The organism is Ottowia thiooxydans, assembly GCF_040548795.1.
Taxonomy (GTDB): Bacteria; Pseudomonadota; Gammaproteobacteria; order Burkholderiales; family Burkholderiaceae_C; genus Ottowia; species Ottowia thiooxydans_A.
This window is the reverse complement of record NZ_JBEPSH010000005.1, coordinates 269,814-285,654: the sequence shown is the minus strand read 5'-3', so window position 1 is coordinate 285,654 and position 15,841 is coordinate 269,814. Positions and strand designations below refer to the sequence as shown.

The window sequence follows — 15,841 nt, the reverse complement described above, 5'->3', positions numbered from 1 at the left end:
GGCAGTGGCCCAGGCAGGTTGGCTTTGGGATCAGGCTTTGCCTTTGCCGCCAGACAGTGGTCGTTTAGCCAACTCCTTGACTCGCTCCGGGTCAGGTGCAAAGCCCAGCCCAGGCCGCTCGGACAGCGTCATCCATCCGTCCTTCGGCTCTGGCAGATCGTTAAAAACCTGGCGCAGCATCTGTACCGCCACGTAGTGGTACTCGACCATTCCGCCGTTGGCCACACCGGCATGCAGGTGCATATTGTGGAAAGGCCAGGCGCCGCCGTTATCAATCGGTATGTTGAACGCTTGCGCCATTCCGGCGATCTTCAGGCACTGCGAATAACCGCCCGAAATCGTCACGTTGGGTTGAAGCACGTCTGCCGCCTGTTCCACCAACAAGTCGCGGAAGCGGAAGGCCAAGCCTTCGTTCTGGCCGCAGGCCAGCGGAATGCTGGTGCGCTTGCGCAGTTGGGCCATCTGGCGCACGTCGTTTTGCGTCAGCGGTTCCTCAAAAAAGCTGATGCCATAGGGTTCGATGCGCTGCGCCAGCTCTGTCGCATGGAACAAATCGAGCCCGCAGTTGGCATCCACGTAGAGCTTGACATCCGGCCCCACGGCTTCCCGCACGGCCGCTACGCGGCGCACGTCTTCCGCGATCACCGCGTCGATCGGGCGCGGCTCATCGCGTCGCGCCAACGCATGACCGCCAACGGTCATTTTCAAGCGCTTGAAACCTTGGTCGACCCACAACTTGGCCGCAGCAGCCAACTCATCGCGTTCGAAGAAACCGAACCCAAAGGTGGCATAGACAGGCACGCGCTGGCGTGCTCCGCCCAGCAGACGCCACAGCGGTTGTTTCAAGGCTTGTGCCTTGAGGTCCCACAAGGCGATGTCTAGCGCAGCCATGGCATGGCTGGCATAGCCGGTCTGACCACGCGGCGAGAGCAGCCAGTAAAGCTTTTCCCACAAGCGTTCGGTGGCCATCGGATCCTCGCCTATCAGGGCCGGCCCTGCGACTTCGCGCACGATGGAGGCAATCACCTCCTCCTCTGTGATGGCGGTCATACCGTGTCCGACCAGACCGTCATCGGTCTCCACTTCCGTCAGGCACAACGAAAGTGATGTAGTCTTGTTCAAACCCAGTACGTCCACGGTCACGGGTATGAACAGTGGTGTGGCGCTGACGCGGACAATCTTCATGCTGCGGGGTCTCCGGGTAGTCTTTTCAGTGGCATCGCGGAAATTATTTCATCGCGTCTGCGCCCGGACAATTCGGCATTGATACAGCGAGCCTTCGCGTTTCGCGAAGGCTTGTCGTATCAAAGATCAATGCTGAGGCAGGGTTTCCGGGGTGCCCAGGAAATCCAGTACCGCCCGCGCCGCCACAGTCAATCCTTCCACCTGCCGCACGCACAGCAGGTGTTTGCGGTGGACCCAGGGTGCATCGAGCTGCAGGCAACGCAGGCGCATGGTGGCCAGTTGAGGAGCGATAGCCGCGCGCGGCAGCAGTCCAATGCCCACGCTTTCTTCCACCATGCGGCAGACGATGTCGAAGCTGCCGACCTGCATACGCACCTTGAGCGAAAGACCCAATTGGGTGGCATTGGTGTGCAGCAGTCGGTACAGGGCCGTGCCTTCGCGTACGACGATGTGTTCGTGACGCAGCAGCTCGGTCACGTCCAGATGCCGGCGCTGGGCCAACGGATGCTCCAGGCCGACCACGACAGCCAGTTCGTCCTCACGGTAGGGAAGACATTGCAGATTCTCTACCTGCGTTTGGCTTTCGAGCACGCCGATGTCGGCCAGGCTGCTGCTCACGATCTTGGCCACTTCGGTACTGGCGTGTTCCTGCAAGTCGATCTTCAGGCCGGGATGCTGCCTCAGGAACGAGCCGATCTGGGCCGGTAGAAATTGCGCAATCGCCGAAGCGTTGGCCGCGATCCGCACGACACCGGTGACACCATGATGGAAGTCATCGAGCTCGGCGTTCATGCGGTCCAGCGCCAGCAGCACCATGCGCGCATGGGCCAGTAGCGCGTGCCCGGCTGGCGTCAAGACCACGCCACGCGCGTGCCGGATCAACAGCGGCAGTCTCGCACGCGCTTCCATTTCTGCCATGCGCTTGCTGGCCGCCGCAAGAGCCAGATGGCAATGCTCGGCACCGCGGCTAATACTGCCGTGCTCAGCCACCGCGACGAACAGGCGCAGTGATCGGAGGTCATCAGACATGGCGGTTCTTGTCGAGGTTCGAGTGGTGGTGCTTCGTGCGCGGAGGCAGCTGATCGAACAGCCCCCTAGTGTGGTTCCATCAGATCATAGGCTTTCAGCGCAAGGTCTATGTCAGGTATACCAGGATTCGCAACCAGTCCCGGTTACTGTGTGGCCTTCTCCGTACATTCTCCGCCTCCACCAATTCAAGCGACAAAGGCGGAGCAACACGCGGCAAAATTCAGGGTTGAAACAAAAAAGGCTCGCATGAAAAAAATTCTGACCCTCCACGGAGTCAATCTCAATATGTTCGGCAAGCGAGATCCGAAGCAGTACGGCACCGTGACCCTGCAGGAAATCGATACGCGTTTGCAAGCGCTGGGCCAGCAACTGGGCGCTGCGGTGGAGTGCTTTCAGACCAACAGCGAAGCCGCCATGTGCGAGCGAATCCATGCCGCGTTTACCGAAGGCAAGGATGCCGTGCTCATCAATGCCGGCGCCTGGACGCACTACAGCTACGCCATCCGCGATGCACTGGACATCCTTACCTGCCCCATTGTGGAAGTGCACATGTCCAATATTCACGCACGTGAAGAATTCCGTCACCACTCGGTTTTCGCAGATATCGTACGTGGGCAAATCTGCGGATTTGGGGCGGACAGTTACTTGCTAGGGCTACGGGCTGCTCTAAGCGCACTGCCCGAGTAACCCGAAGTCGAAGTATCTCCGCCTACCCCAACTGATCGTTCTGGCTCTCAGCGGGCACATAGCGGTCAGGCCAATGCATCTTCACCACTGCGCGGTGGCGGCTATAGGCATAACAGCTGTCCACCTTGGTTGCACCCCCGTCGGAAACCAAGGTCTTGAACCGGGTCGCATCCGAACCCCAGATACCTTGCAACCCCGTGGTAGCCAGGGGAATCAACATCTCCATGAGGTGGGTGCAGCTCGCTGAGCCTCGCAGGCGCTCTTTCACCTTGGCAGACCAGCCGCGGGCCAAGGGCTCCCCAATCAGTACAGAAAGCGTATCTTCGGCACCCTTGCAGATGTCGTAGGGCGTGACATCCGATGACGCCTCGATCGCCCTGACGACATAGTCGCCATCTACCGTAAGGCGAATCCAGAGATCGTGAATGGGAGCTCCGGCAGGCACATGCTTGGGTACAACCAGCGGCGAAAAATCAAACGGCTTGGTGTCCACCAAATGGGCTTCGACGTCGAAAAGACCATCGTCCCGGGCATAAGTTTTCATGTCGATCACGCGGTGGTGAACCTCGCGTCGGGTAGCAGGGGCAGTGAGCGGCATTGAAATTACACGATGGATATACCGGGAAGTCGACTCCGAGCGCGATGCCCAGGAAGGGCGTGGCACATGGATGCGACCACAAAAAAAGGGCGGGTGCTCATGCCCAAGGATACTCCCGTAGCCCCAAAGTCCGCACAGGCAGCATTTTTTTCTGTAGCCGGAGAGACGATGCTGAGGCCTTGAGCTGCTGTTTATCCTGCACCCACCGTGCCGGTTTTGATTACTTTTGTCCACGCTCAGATCCTTGAGCTGTCGCGCACGCGCCGCCTTTGGCGATAGCGACCGGTCACAACCCCGGATAATCCACCCGCAAGTTCACATTTTCGAATTGATGCCGGCGCGACCTGCCGGCACTTTTACTTCACGGAGAACACTGACATGAGCATCACTACCGTTGGCATCGTGGGCGCGGGCACCATGGGAAATGGCATTGCGCAAGCCTGCGCCGTATCTGGCGTTAACGTCGTCATGGTCGACATCGCGCAAGCCGCGGTCGACAAAGGCATTGCGACCATAGAAAAAAGCCTGGATCGCTTGCTGCAGAAAGAAAAAATCACGGAAGCAGACAAGGCTGCCGCACTCGGCCGGATCAAGGGCAGTACCAGCTACGACGCCCTTCAGGGGGCCCAGATGGTGATAGAAGCCGCTACAGAAAACCACGATCTGAAAAACAAGATCCTCAAGCAATTGGACGACCTGCTTGAGCCTGACGTCATCATCGCGACCAATACCTCTTCGATCTCGATCACGCAGTTGGCTGCGGTGACCAAGCGTGCAGACAAGTTCGTTGGCATGCACTTTTTCAACCCAGTGCCCATGATGGCGCTGGTGGAAATCATCCGCGGACTGCAGACCTCCGACACCACGCACGACACGGTCAAGGATCTGGCGGTCCGGCTGGGCAAGTCGCCCATCACAGTGAAAAATGCGCCTGGTTTTGTCGTCAACCGCATCCTCGTGCCCATGATCAACGAAGCCTTCTTCGTGCTGTCGGAAGGCTTGGCGACGCCTGAAGATATCGACGCCGGCATGCGCCTGGGTTGCAACCATCCTATCGGTCCCCTGGCATTGGCCGACATGGTGGGGCTTGACGTCTGCCTGGCTGTGATGGAGGTCTACCTGGAACAGTTTGGCGACAGCAAGTACCGGCCGTGCCCTCTACTGCGCGAATATGTAGCGGCGGGCCGTCTGGGCCGCAAGACTGGCGAAGGCGTTTACAACTACGCCAAGTAAGTTCGCTGATAGCACCCTCTCGGGGAAAGCCCGAATACTCCCCCCTCTGGAGGGTGCTCTAATCTTGTTGAACGAAGGGGAGTAGCTCAGCGCCATGCCATCGTGTGATGAGCATGGCCTATGGCAGGCCGTCAACTCAGAGCGTTTTCGCGCTCCCGACCTGTTGGGCGGGGTTGTTACGTTACGTGATACACCCGCCGAGTAGACCTTCGATCACGCGCCGCGCAGGGCTGATCGAAGTCGTTTTTGCTTTCGAAGTCTGATTTCAGGCAGCCTTCGAAAACAGCAACATCTTCAGCGCTGCCAGGCAGTTTTTGTCTCGCTTGTGAAGGTTTGCTGTCATGGAGTTTCTTTCTGCCCCCTGGTGGTCCGCCCTGTTGGCCATCATCCTGATTGATCTGGTTCTGGCGGGCGACAACGCCATCGTCATTGCACTGGCTGCGCGCAATGTTCCAAAACACCTGCAGCAAAAGGCCATTGTCTGGGGCACGGTCGGCGCCATTATCGTCAGAACCACCATGACCCTGGTGGTGGTCTGGCTCCTGAAAGTTCCGGGGTTGATGCTGGTCGGTGGCCTGGGTTTGCTCTGGATTGCCTACAAGTTGGTAGCTGCCCAGGAAGGTGGTGAAGACGAACATGGGCCCGCCGCAAGTACTTTCTGGGGCGCCATGAAGACCATTGTCGTCGCCGATGCGCTGATGGGCATCGACAACGTCCTGGGCGTGGCCGGCGCGGCGCACGGCGCTATGGACCTGGTGGTGATCGGCCTGCTCATCAGTGTGCCCATCATGGTGTTTGGCTCCACCATGGTGCTCAAGCTGGTGGATCGCTTCCCGGCCATCATCTACATAGGCGCAGGCGTGCTGGCCTACACGGCCGGCTCCATGCTGGTTGGGGAGCGCCTGCTGGCTCGCTGGTTCGGCACCGATGAGGCTCCAGTCACCTGGGTTCGCTGGGCCGTGATCGCCTCGTGCATCGTCCTGGTGCTGGGTGGCGCATGGCTTTCCAATCGCAAATCAAAAGGTGAGCGCACCGCAGCGATCGCACCCACCGATGGACATACCCACCCTATCGCAGCGGAAGCTCTCGCTGCCATTTCCGCACCGGTTGGGCCGGTGCATTCTCACCTGAAGAAGGAGTCCAGCATGGAAACCGTCATTCTCTATGTCGACGACGCTGCCTACGCCGCCGAGTTCCTGGCGCGGCAGCAATCCGCGCCCGCGGGCAAAGCGATCGAGGGGCCACGCAACTGGATAGTGATGGGCTGTGCACCGAAATTGACTCGGCATGCCAGCCAATGGACCAGCCCCGAAGCGCGCAAACAGCGGCGAGAAGACTGGATGGCCGAAGCCCTCAGTGCACTGAGGCCCGTTTTGCAAGCGGATGGAAGCACGGTGGAGGGCCGGCTGGCTACACTGCCACTGCTGGATGTCACACGTAGCTTGAGGCTGGAGAACAGGGCATTGATGGTGCTCGATGGTCGTCGGCCCAAGGCGGGAATAGATCTGGAGCCCGTCGCTCCTGAACTCACGCCCGCCAAGTCGGGCTGGGCCATGCATGGTGCAGCTGCCAGCATGGGAACCTTGCTGATTCTTGTCAATGAGCTGGCAGAGTAAATAGCCTTGGCGCCCTATTCACCTCAGCTCGGCTCCGGCCTTGGAGATCAGATACGCCCCAGGGCCGCCTTCACATCGGCTACGCTGAGGATTTCGCTCAGCACCACCGGGTCTCGCCCAGGGGCCAGCAACACATAAACGGGCACACCACTGCGCCCCAGGCGTTGTAGTTCTGCGCTGATGACGGGGTCGCGGCGTGTCCAGTCTGCACGCAAGGTCTGAACCTTGGCCGCATCAAAGGCGGCCAGCACGTCACTGTTGTTCAGGGTAGTCTTCTTGTTGTACTGACAGGTCACGCACCATGCAGCAGTGAAATCCACGAACACCGGCTGCCCCGCCGCCAGTGTTTGCGCTACCCGTTCATGAGACCAGGGCTGCCACCGCTGCCCCGTGGACACTGAAGCCGAGGCGGGCGCCTCTTCCATGGGCTTGACCACGTTGGGGCCGATGGCTCCCGCCAGCAGCACCAGCGCCAGAGCAGACAAAGCAGTCATGCTCCAGCGCGTGCGGCCTCCCAGACCCACGGCCCAGAGTAGAAAGGCCAACGCCACCAGTAAAGCGATCAGGGCGGCCGCACCGTCAATGCCGCTTTGCTGCCCCAGCACCCACAAGAGCCATGCCACGGTGCCGAACATGGGAAACGCCATGAACTGCTTGAAGACGATCATCCACGCCCCAGGCTTGGGCAGCATGCGCGCCACTGCGGGCAACCAACTGGCGGCCAGGTAGGGCAGCGCCATACCAAGGCCAATGGCGCCGAACACCAGCAGTGCCTGCATAGCAGGCAAGCCCACCGCCAGCCCCAGAGAAGCGCCCATGAAGGGCGCCGTGCAGGGGGATGCCACCGCCACCGCCAGAACACCGGTGAGAAACGAGTTGGCGGCAGGGTGCTTGGCTTCCATGGTCGCCACGCGGCTAGGCAAGAAACTCCCAAACTCAAACAGGCCCGCGAGGTTCAGGCCGATCACGGTAAACAGCACTGCCAGCGCTGCGACGACCGCTGGCGATTGCAGCTGAAAGCCCCAGCCCAATTGCTCTCCAGCCGCGCGCAACCCCAGCATGAGTGCTCCCAGCGCCAGAAAGGACAGAACCACGCCGGCCGTATAGGCCAGTCCACTGACGCGGTGCGCACGCTTGTCCTGGGCGTGCTGAGCAAACCCCAGCACCTTGATCGCCAGCACCGGAAACACGCAAGGCATCAGGTTCAGCACCAAGCCGCCGATCAGAGCCCCCACCAGAGCCAGCATGAAGGTGGCCGCAGGAACGGCGGTGTTGGGCGGGGCTGTAGTCGGCTGGGAATCTGCGTTGGCCTTGAGCGCGGCTTCCAATGCCGGTGAGACTGTAGCTGCCTGGGCGACTGCGGGCCATGGCCCCTCTACAGGCACTTCAGCACGCCAGCCTTGCCCCCCTGAGACCAGCACCAAGGGCATCATGGATGGACTTTCGGACCGATCGGGCGAGAGCGGAAAATCGGCGGTCCAGACCTTGCCATCCCAACGCTGGGACCAGGTCGAAGGTGTTGGGGCCTGTCCCGCAGTAGCTGGGGTGGCAGCCGTCAGCAAGACTTGCGGGGTCTCGGGGAACATTTCCAGGACCTGGCCTTGCAATGCAGAGGGCAAGCCTTCAACCCTTACCGAGAGCCGTTTTCCGCCATCGCGCAGCTCGATACGATGCGCCCCCTCTACCTGTTGAGGTTGGCTCTTGAAGGCAGCCTCGAACGCACTTCCGTTCAGCGCCGTGGAGCTGCGCAGTGGAATCTGCAGTGCAAATTCTGCGTCCTGTGGAATGCATTCTTGCCGACAGACCAGCCAGCTCGCCTTGAGCTTGACATCCAGCGTATTAGAGAAAGCCGAAGGCTTGTATTCAGGGGTGATGGTCAGAGGGACTGGCAGGAGAACCGTACCGTCATAGCCGTAGTTGGCCAACTGGCCAATCGGAAACTTCCTGGGCAACGGCCAGGCGATGTCTCCCGCCATGACGCCTGGCGGCAATGTCCATTCCAGCTCTGTAGGCAAACCCGAATCACCGGAATTCTTCCAGTAGGTATGCCAATGGGGAGCATGCGTCAGTTGAAGGCCAACCCAGACCGGCGCCTCTTGAGTGGATTGCCCCGCGGCCACGGACGCCCCGGTGCCGGCCAGGGCACCAGTCTGGCCAACCGGCACACCCTGCGGGGCATAAGCCATTAACTCTGCGCGCACCTGCTCCGTGGATGCAGTGGACTTGAGTGAGTTGTTCTGAGCAGCAACGGGCGTAACCCCAAGCGTGCCCGCCATGGCAAAGGCGGCGATCAACACACCACTGAAGAAAGAAAGCGTTCTCATGGGAAAAGAAGGGAGAGGCAGCGCCATAGGACCTCCACGAGAGCGCTTGGTTCCCGGGCGGCATTGTCAAAAGAGGGGCCAAAACACTGACTATAGAGCTTTGGCAGAAAGCCCATTGGACACACGTTGCGCGGGCAATCAGGTCCACCCGTGCAAATTTTCTTCGTTCATGGTAACTTTTTACTATTGTCGACGGGCAGAAGGCTGAAGTCTGCTGCCTGAAGGCTCTTGTGGATTTTCTTTTTTTCTCGATCAGCACTTAGGGAGGCGCGAAACCCGTGAGACTGACTCTTGATCCTTCGCAGCTCGCATCAGCCCTGAACCCGTGGGCAGAGCGGCTGCGCAAGAAAATTGATCTCCCGTTGCAGGTACGCTGGCACGGAGGCCCGGCTGTCGCGCTGGGAAACTTTGATACTGCTCGCGTGACCGTTGATGTCAAGGACGCTGCGGGAATTACGGCCTTGCTGGCCCCCTCGCTCGAAAACCTGGGCCGCGCCTATGTGGAAGGCCATATCGACGTCACCGGGTCTGTGCAGGATGTGATCGATATGGCGCACAGACTGGCGGAAAATGGCACTACCGAGGAGCAAGAAGGCCTGCTGCAACGCCTGCTCCACCGCATTGCAGAAGCAGGCCACCACACCCGTGAGCATGACAAGGCCGCGATCCAATACCACTACGACGTCTCCAACGAGTTCTATGCGCAGTGGCTGGATCCCGCCATGGTCTATTCGTGTGCCTACTTCGAAACCGGTACGGAAACCTTGGAGCAGGCTCAGCAGAAAAAGATAGACCATATCTTGACCAAACTGCGCATCGAACCAGGCCATAAACTGCTGGATATAGGATGCGGATGGGGCGCACTGGTACTGCGGGCGGCAGAGAAATTCGGGGCCACCTGCGTGGGTATCACCCTTTCAGAGAACCAGCACGAATTGGCCACCGAGCGCGTGCGGGCTGCAGGTCTGCAGAATCAGATCGAAATCCGCTTGCAGGACTATCGGGACGTCAGCGGCCCCTTTGACCGCATCACCAGCGTAGGTATGTTCGAGCATGTTGGCCTGAAAAACCTGCCGGGCTATTTCCGCATCATCCACGATCTTCTGACACCCGGTGGCTGGGCCTTGAATCACGGTATTACCAGTACCGATCCACAAAACGGCGAGACGAGCCATGGTGGCGGCAGATTCATAGACCGCTACGTCTTCCCTCAAGGCGAGTTACCTCATATAGGAACCGTCCTGACGACCATGCAGCAGGGAGGCCTGGAGGCTATTGACGCCGAAAACCTTCGCCGCCATTACGCGCGTACGCTGGAGTTCTGGAGTAAATCTTTTGAAGCCGGTGGGGCACACCTGAAGTCCCTTGTGGACGAGAAGCACTGGCGTATCTGGCGCATGTATCTTGTAGGCAGTCAATGGGCTTTCGAGCATGACGAAGTGTCGCTCTTTCAGGTTTTGTGCCGACGCCGCGGCCAAAGCGCTGGCAGCATTCCGTTGTCGAGACGTTGGATGTACCCCTCGTCCTAGGAGGCACGCCTAGCCTCTCATTGAAACAAACTTCTCTCCGAATACGAGGGGAGGCCTCTGTTTCAGTAAGATGCGGCGATGCCCACGCTAACTCGCTTCTGGCACGATCTGGCCACCACAGACTTCGCCCATCCTTCTCTGGAACGCGCCATTGCGGTCTTGCCAGTTGCCGCCACGGAGCAACACGGTCCGCACTTGCCGCTTTCTGTGGACAGCGACCTGGCGCAGGGCATCATTGACGCATCACTGCCGCACATACCGGCGCAGGTACCAGCGCTTTTTCTTCCGGTACAAGCCATCGGGTATAGCCCGGAGCATGCAAGTTTTACCGGAACCCTGACCTTGAAGGCCGACACAGTCCTACGGCTGTGGACCGATATTGCAGAAAGCGTGGCAGCCACCGGGGTGAAAAAGCTCCTCATCTTCAACACCCATGGCGGCAATGTAGGACTGCTCGACGTTGTGGCGCGAGATCTCAGGGTGCGTTTGAATCTTCTGGTCTACACCTGCAGCTGGTTCAACTTGCCCCTCCTCGACACGGAGGGTGAAGACGTGAATGCCCGCTTTTCAGCGGGAGAGCACAGGTTTGGGGTGCATGGTGGGCAGCTTGAAACGGCCATGATGCGCCACCTCAAGCCCGACACCGTGCGCATGGATTCCGCGCAGGACTTTCACTCGGCCTCCAAGGACCGCGCTGCAGCGTTTTCCATTCTTGGAAACGGCAAAAGCGCCAAGCTGGCCTGGGCTGCGCAAGACTACAACGCCGCAGGTGCCATGGGCAACGCGGCAGCCGCGACTGTTGAAGATGGCCGCGTTCTGGTGGAAAGCGCGGGCCGCTCGCTTGCAGCATTGCTTGCGGAAATTGACCGTCTGCCGCCGCTGAGTAGTGAATTGCCCGCCCTCACCCCTACCCTCTCCCGCCCGCGGGAGAGGGAGTAAAGCCATTCGCTTGCGACTGATACGTGTAGGGCCGAGCGCAGCAATGGCCCGAATCGGGCTCCCACCCCTTTGGCCGCGCTGAGAAGCGCAGGGCCCGGGGCCGGCCATCCGGGGGCGGGCAAGAGCACTGAAAGATGCTCTTGCTTCGTGATCTAGCTTGCCGCCGCTGTTTGAACTTAGAGAGCGAAGTGAACGAAGTGAGTTCGGCGGCACCGCTCCTGGACCGAGCATCGCAGGCTGCCCGGAGCGAAGTGTGGGGACGCGGCCGGCATAGGCGCGGACTTGGGGCCGCCTTTCTTTGGCCTACATTTCTTGGGCCGGCCATCCGGTGGCGGAGCAAAGAAACGTAGGTGCGCTGCCGGGCGCACTCCCCGGCCTCCGACCTCAATGCAAGAGCAGCAGGTAATTAGTAGCCACCGCGATTGAATCAACCGCCGCTTGCCCTCACCGGTTGGCCGGCCCCGCCCCACCCTCTCCCCAAGGTAGAGTGAGTAAGAGTTGGGGCTCAAGTCGGCCGCCCCATCTTTCCCAATGTGAACGCCCACCTTTTGGGGTGGGCATTTTCTTTCCCCGCTCTTAGAATCATGTCGTTACCACATAAATACTCAGCCTAACGGAGCACCGCATGATCGACCGCCGCACTTTCTCTTCCAGACTGCTGGCCTCCGCCGCATGGGGTATCGCCGCCACACCCGCATGGGCAGCACGCGACGAACGCCCCATTCACCTGCTGGTGGGATTTCCGGCCGGCGGTGGCACGGATGTCATCGCTCGTCTGCTGGCCGACAAGTTGAAAGATGTGCTGGGTCGCAACGTGGTGGTGGACAACCGACCCGGCGCAGGTGGCCAAGTGGCGGCGCAGCAGCTCAAGGCGGCCCGTGCTGACGGCACTACCCTTTTCCTCTCGCACGACCACACTATTTCCATACTGCCCCAGGTTGTGAAGACGGCCGGGTACGCGCCACAAGCCGATTTTGTCAACGTAGGCGGGTTCGCCACCTTCGTCAATTGTCTGGCGGTGTCGCCCGGCACGCCCGCCAAGACCGTTGCCGAGTATGTGGAGTGGGTGAAAACCCAACAGGGCGGCAAAGGTGCAGTGGGCATTCCTGCCCCAGCATCCACGCCTGAATTCCTGGTGCAGCTTTTGAGCAAGAAATACAGCGTGGATCTGGTGTCGGCGCCCTACAAAGGCAGTGCGCCCATGATCGCCGACATGCTAGGCAATCAGATTGCAGCGGGTGTGGCTTCCGTGCAGGACTTTATCGAGTACCAACGTGCCGGGAAGGTGCGCGTGATTGGCGTGCTCGGCGGCCGCCGCCAGGCCGCGTTGCCCGACGTGCCTACCTTCAGTGAGCTCGGTTTCAAAGGCCTGGAGGACGAGCCTTTCTACGGCATCTGGGCGCCCAAAGGCACGCCTGCCGGCTTTGTGGACAGCTTCACGCGTGGACTGCAAAAAGTGGTGGCCATGCCTGAGGTCGCCAAGCAGTTGACTGATATGGGTCTGGCTGTGGGTTACATGACGCCACGCCAGCTCGCCAGCCGGGAACAGGCCTACACCAAAGTGTGGTCCGGCATCATCAAAGACAGCGGATTTCAGCCACAGTAAGCTGCCACCCGCAGACCCCTGGCGGAATCCATCCGCGGCGACACAGCCAACATGGAAGCCCAGTACCCACGATTTCTCGCTTCGTAGTGAACCGCCCGCCCCTATCAGAGACCAGGTAGGGCGGTCCGACGAAAAAAAGGTGACCCATGCCGGACTTTCCTCTGTCACGCCGCACGCTGCTGAAGGCCAGTGTGGTCGCGGGCATATCGGTCTACATTGCCCCATTGGGCAGCAAAGCGTTCGCCGCCCTTTTCGAAGAGAAGATCCTGCAGCCTGTGCAGGTCGATCCCAAGACCGGAGCACCACGTTTTCGCATTGACGGCATGGCCAAGGTCACCGGCGAGAAGGTGTTCGCCCGCGACGTGCGTGCACGCGACATGCCGCATTGGCCTGACCAACAATCACATGCGTTCATTCTGCGAACCACGCAAGCGGACAGGCTTTTTCAGGGTATCGATATTTCTCGGCTCGGAGAAGAGCTCAAGCCTGACCGCCTGGTCACTGCGGAAGACCTCGTGCGAGACGGTGTGGCCTTTCCTGAGTTTTATGGCGAAGACATGCTGCTGCCGGTGGGCAAGACACCCGCCTACCTGGGGCATGCGGTCGCTATCTTGATTTATCACGACTTCGCTCGCTATCGCTTTGCCAAAGACAAGCTTCAGTTTCAGAACGACGTCATCCGGTACGGGGAAAAGACAGGCCCTCTGGAGCGCGACCCCTGGGGCACGTTCCGCTTTGTGCGCGAAGGTGGCGCCACGCCATTCGACGATGACGTGTTCTCGAGCTTGAAAGACGCGCCCATTTTTCCAAGCTCCATGCGAAAGCATCAACCCGTATGGCCGGATGGAAACGACCATGGCAAGCTGGGCGAGCAAGGCATGGCGCGTGCCAATGCCCTTCGCAAGGAGTTGGCAGAACCTCCAGCTGATTGGCTGGTGCTGGATCGTCAATACCAGACGCAATCTGTCGACACCGCCGCACTGGAGCCTGACAACGCCAACTGCTGGTACGACGCGGCGAACCGTACCCTCCATCTGGTGGTGGCCTCACAAGGCCCTTCTGAGGTGGTGGAAAGCGCTGCGGAAATGGCGGCCAAATCGAAATCGGTTTTTCCGGTCGACAAGATTGTCGTGCACCCTTGCTACACCGTAGGGTATGGCTCCAAGGACCACTACAACTTTCCTTTCTACGGTCTGGCCACTGCACTCTATGCAGACGGAAAGCCAGTGCGGCTGGCCAACGACCGCTACGAACAGTTCCAGACTTCGATCAAACGCCACGCGTTCAAAATGCACTATAGGGTCGCGGTGGACAGAAAGAGCGGTCTCTTCAAGTCTTTCCAGGCAGAGATGGAATGCGACGGAGGGGGCCGTGCCAACTTCTCGCCTTCAGTGGCCATGGTGGCCGCCACGGCAGCTCAGTCCATCTACTACTTTCCAAAAAGCGATCTCAGCGCGGTCGCCATTGCGTCGCGCGCGATTGACGCTGGCTCTGCCAGGGGTTACGGCACGCTGCAAAGCATGGCGGCCATGGAGATGATGGTTGACGAATTCGCGGAACAGCTGAAGCTGGACCCTATCGAATTCAGGCTTCGCAACGCGCTGCGTTCAGGCATGAAAAATACGCAGGGCGCCATTCCGGCAGGCGCCATCCGTGCGGACGAAGTGCTCCGTGCTGCGCAAGTTCATCCACTGTGGACTGAACGGACCAAACGCAAGGCAGACTACGAGGCCAGTCATCCGGGTTGGCGCTACGGCGTTGGCTTTTCCTGTGTGCAGAAAGACTTTGGCACGGGTGCCGAGGCATCCATGGCCAGGGTAGAGATGGCTGCCGATGGCAGCATTGCGCTGCATCACTCCGGGGCGGAAATCGGTACGGGTATGTCCACCTCGCAAGCGGTCGCTGTGGCGCGCTGGCTGGGCAAGCCGGCAAGCGAAGTGCGGGTATCCGTGACCGATTGGCCAGAATTGCCGATGGTTACCAGCGGCAACCCCTACCTGATGAGCCAGGAGGAACAAGACAAGCTGTCAACCAACCCGCGCTGGTCACCCGCCTCCGTTTCCCCTGCAAGTGCTACCAATTCTGCCTACTACTACACCCACAGCACACGAGAGGCGGCGCGGGTAATCTTCATGCACGGCCTGTGGCCTGCGGCACTGGCCATCTGGCAGCAAGGCATCGGTGGCGGTCAAGCCGCCTCTTTCGTCGTACGGCTGGAAGATGCGCGCTGGGTAGAAGGCAAGCTCACGGCCGGAGGCATGGAATTGCTGTCGCTGGAACAACTGGCCAAAAAGGCACATGAGCTGGGCCTGGTGACAGGTGCCTCAGTGCACGTGTTCAACCGCTGGCAGTGGAGCGAGGCAGATTTCGAAGTGGATGGCAAGAACGTTCGGCTGCCTATCGACGGCTTGGCAGTCCGCCACCCGTCGGGTGCAGGCGCCGCTGAAAAGCAGACCGACAACAATGCGGCAGATGGGAATTGGAAGGCACTCGACCGGCTTAAAGTCTACATCCCCCCGGTTCAACGCAACAACGCAGCGGTGACCTACTACTCTGCCGTGGGAACGCTGGTGGAGTTGGCCGTGCACGAGGCCAGCGGCAAAGTCGAAGTCCTCAAGCATCACTCCATCATGGAGTGCGGCACGCAGTTGTCACCTGAACTGGTGTCAGGCCAGTTGCAAGGTGGCATAGCCATGGGCATTGGCCATGCCTTGCATGAATACCTTCCCCTCTATGAAGAAGGACCGGGTAACGGGACCTGGAACTTCAACCGTTACCACCTGCCACGCGCCAGCGATGTGGCAGTCTGGACGCAGACCGGCACCACCCTGCCACCGCTTTCCGAAACCGATCCTCCCAAAGGGATCGCTGAGGTGGTGATGATCCCTGTAGTCGGTGCCATCGTGACAGGTATTCACCATGCAATCGGCCATCGGTTCACCGAATTGCCAGTGAGCCCTCAGCATATTCAGAAGGTGCTGCAATGAAGGAAATGGCCCCCACGCTCCCCCGCTTCGCGTGGTCCGCTGCCCCCGGGGGGGTGCTTTTCATCTTGGGAGCGGCCCTGCAATGAAAAATGGCCCCCTCGCTCCTCC

Annotated in this window: 10 protein-coding genes and 1 pseudogene; 7 read left to right on the top strand and 4 right to left on the bottom strand. The window is 60.0% G+C overall.

Features of this window, described 5'->3' with window-relative positions; all coding sequences use genetic code 11:
- Positions 1-30: 30 nt before the first annotated feature.
- Both ABIE13_RS13435 and ABIE13_RS13430 read right to left on the bottom strand, forming a co-directional pair.
- Positions 31-1,185 (bottom strand): mandelate racemase/muconate lactonizing enzyme family protein, encoded by a 1,155-nt coding sequence (locus ABIE13_RS13435; RefSeq protein ID WP_354444190.1) that lies wholly within the window; start codon positions 1,183-1,185, stop codon positions 31-33.
- Between the two features lie 126 nt (positions 1,186-1,311).
- Entirely contained in the window at positions 1,312-2,214 is a 903-nt protein-coding gene (locus ABIE13_RS13430; RefSeq protein WP_354444188.1) for a LysR family transcriptional regulator, read from the bottom strand.
- 246 nt (positions 2,215-2,460) lie between these two features.
- On the opposite strand from ABIE13_RS13430, the gene aroQ reads away from it, so the two are divergent.
- Entirely contained in the window at positions 2,461-2,901 is a 441-nt protein-coding gene (gene aroQ / locus ABIE13_RS13425) for a type II 3-dehydroquinate dehydratase (protein WP_354444187.1), read from the top strand.
- 22 nt (positions 2,902-2,923) lie between these two features.
- Here the strand turns inward: aroQ and ABIE13_RS13420 are convergent, their stop codons facing one another.
- A complete protein-coding gene (locus ABIE13_RS13420; RefSeq protein ID WP_354444186.1) occupies positions 2,924-3,499 on the bottom strand; it encodes a DUF2889 domain-containing protein in 576 nt (191 codons plus the stop codon).
- A gap of 378 nt (positions 3,500-3,877) precedes the next feature.
- Here ABIE13_RS13420 and ABIE13_RS13415 point away from each other — a divergent pair, with 378 nt between their 5' ends.
- Both ABIE13_RS13415 and ABIE13_RS13410 read left to right on the top strand, forming a co-directional pair.
- Complete coding sequence (locus tag ABIE13_RS13415) at positions 3,878-4,732, top strand: 3-hydroxybutyryl-CoA dehydrogenase (RefSeq protein ID WP_354444184.1); 855 nt, start codon at positions 3,878-3,880, stop codon at positions 4,730-4,732.
- A 341-nt stretch (positions 4,733-5,073) separates the two neighbouring features.
- Positions 5,074-5,772 (top strand): annotated as a pseudogene (locus ABIE13_RS13410) (TerC family protein); the annotation flags it as partial.
- 623 nt (positions 5,773-6,395) lie between these two features.
- Here the strand turns inward: ABIE13_RS13410 and ABIE13_RS13405 are convergent.
- Complete coding sequence (locus ABIE13_RS13405) at positions 6,396-8,672, bottom strand: protein-disulfide reductase DsbD family protein (RefSeq protein WP_436278412.1); 2,277 nt, start codon at positions 8,670-8,672, stop codon at positions 6,396-6,398.
- Positions 8,673-8,956: 284 nt separating this feature from the next.
- On the opposite strand from ABIE13_RS13405, the gene ABIE13_RS13400 reads away from it, so the two are divergent.
- The 4 genes from ABIE13_RS13400 to ABIE13_RS13385 all read left to right on the top strand — a co-directional run bounded on the left by ABIE13_RS13400 (position 8,957) and on the right by ABIE13_RS13385 (position 15,733).
- Entirely contained in the window at positions 8,957-10,201 is a 1,245-nt protein-coding gene (locus tag ABIE13_RS13400; RefSeq protein WP_436278420.1) for a class I SAM-dependent methyltransferase, read from the top strand.
- A 78-nt stretch (positions 10,202-10,279) separates the two neighbouring features.
- Positions 10,280-11,140 (top strand): creatininase family protein, encoded by an 861-nt coding sequence (locus ABIE13_RS13395; RefSeq protein WP_354444182.1) that lies wholly within the window; start codon positions 10,280-10,282, stop codon positions 11,138-11,140.
- Between the two features lie 625 nt (positions 11,141-11,765).
- Positions 11,766-12,746, top strand: coding sequence for a Bug family tripartite tricarboxylate transporter substrate binding protein (locus tag ABIE13_RS13390; protein ID WP_354444180.1), 981 nt, complete (start codon positions 11,766-11,768; stop codon positions 12,744-12,746).
- 146 nt (positions 12,747-12,892) lie between these two features.
- Positions 12,893-15,733, top strand: coding sequence for a xanthine dehydrogenase family protein molybdopterin-binding subunit (locus ABIE13_RS13385; protein ID WP_354444178.1), 2,841 nt, complete (start codon positions 12,893-12,895; stop codon positions 15,731-15,733).
- The last annotated feature ends 108 nt before the right edge of the window (positions 15,734-15,841 follow it).

Coding starts and splice junctions, on each gene's coding strand:
- ABIE13_RS13435 (WP_354444190.1), bottom strand. CDS start 1,185: ATGAAGATTGTCCGCGTCAGCGCCACACCACTGTTCATACCCGTGACC.
- ABIE13_RS13430 (WP_354444188.1), bottom strand. CDS start 2,214: ATGTCTGATGACCTCCGATCACTGCGCCTGTTCGTCGCGGTGGCTGAG.
- aroQ (WP_354444187.1), top strand. CDS start 2,461: ATGAAAAAAATTCTGACCCTCCACGGAGTCAATCTCAATATGTTCGGC.
- ABIE13_RS13420 (WP_354444186.1), bottom strand. CDS start 3,499: ATGCCGCTCACTGCCCCTGCTACCCGACGCGAGGTTCACCACCGCGTG.
- ABIE13_RS13415 (WP_354444184.1), top strand. CDS start 3,878: ATGAGCATCACTACCGTTGGCATCGTGGGCGCGGGCACCATGGGAAAT.
- ABIE13_RS13405 (WP_436278412.1), bottom strand. CDS start 8,672: ATGAGAACGCTTTCTTTCTTCAGTGGTGTGTTGATCGCCGCCTTTGCC.
- ABIE13_RS13395 (WP_354444182.1), top strand. CDS start 10,280: ATGCCCACGCTAACTCGCTTCTGGCACGATCTGGCCACCACAGACTTC.
- ABIE13_RS13390 (WP_354444180.1), top strand. CDS start 11,766: ATGATCGACCGCCGCACTTTCTCTTCCAGACTGCTGGCCTCCGCCGCA.
- ABIE13_RS13385 (WP_354444178.1), top strand. CDS start 12,893: ATGCCGGACTTTCCTCTGTCACGCCGCACGCTGCTGAAGGCCAGTGTG.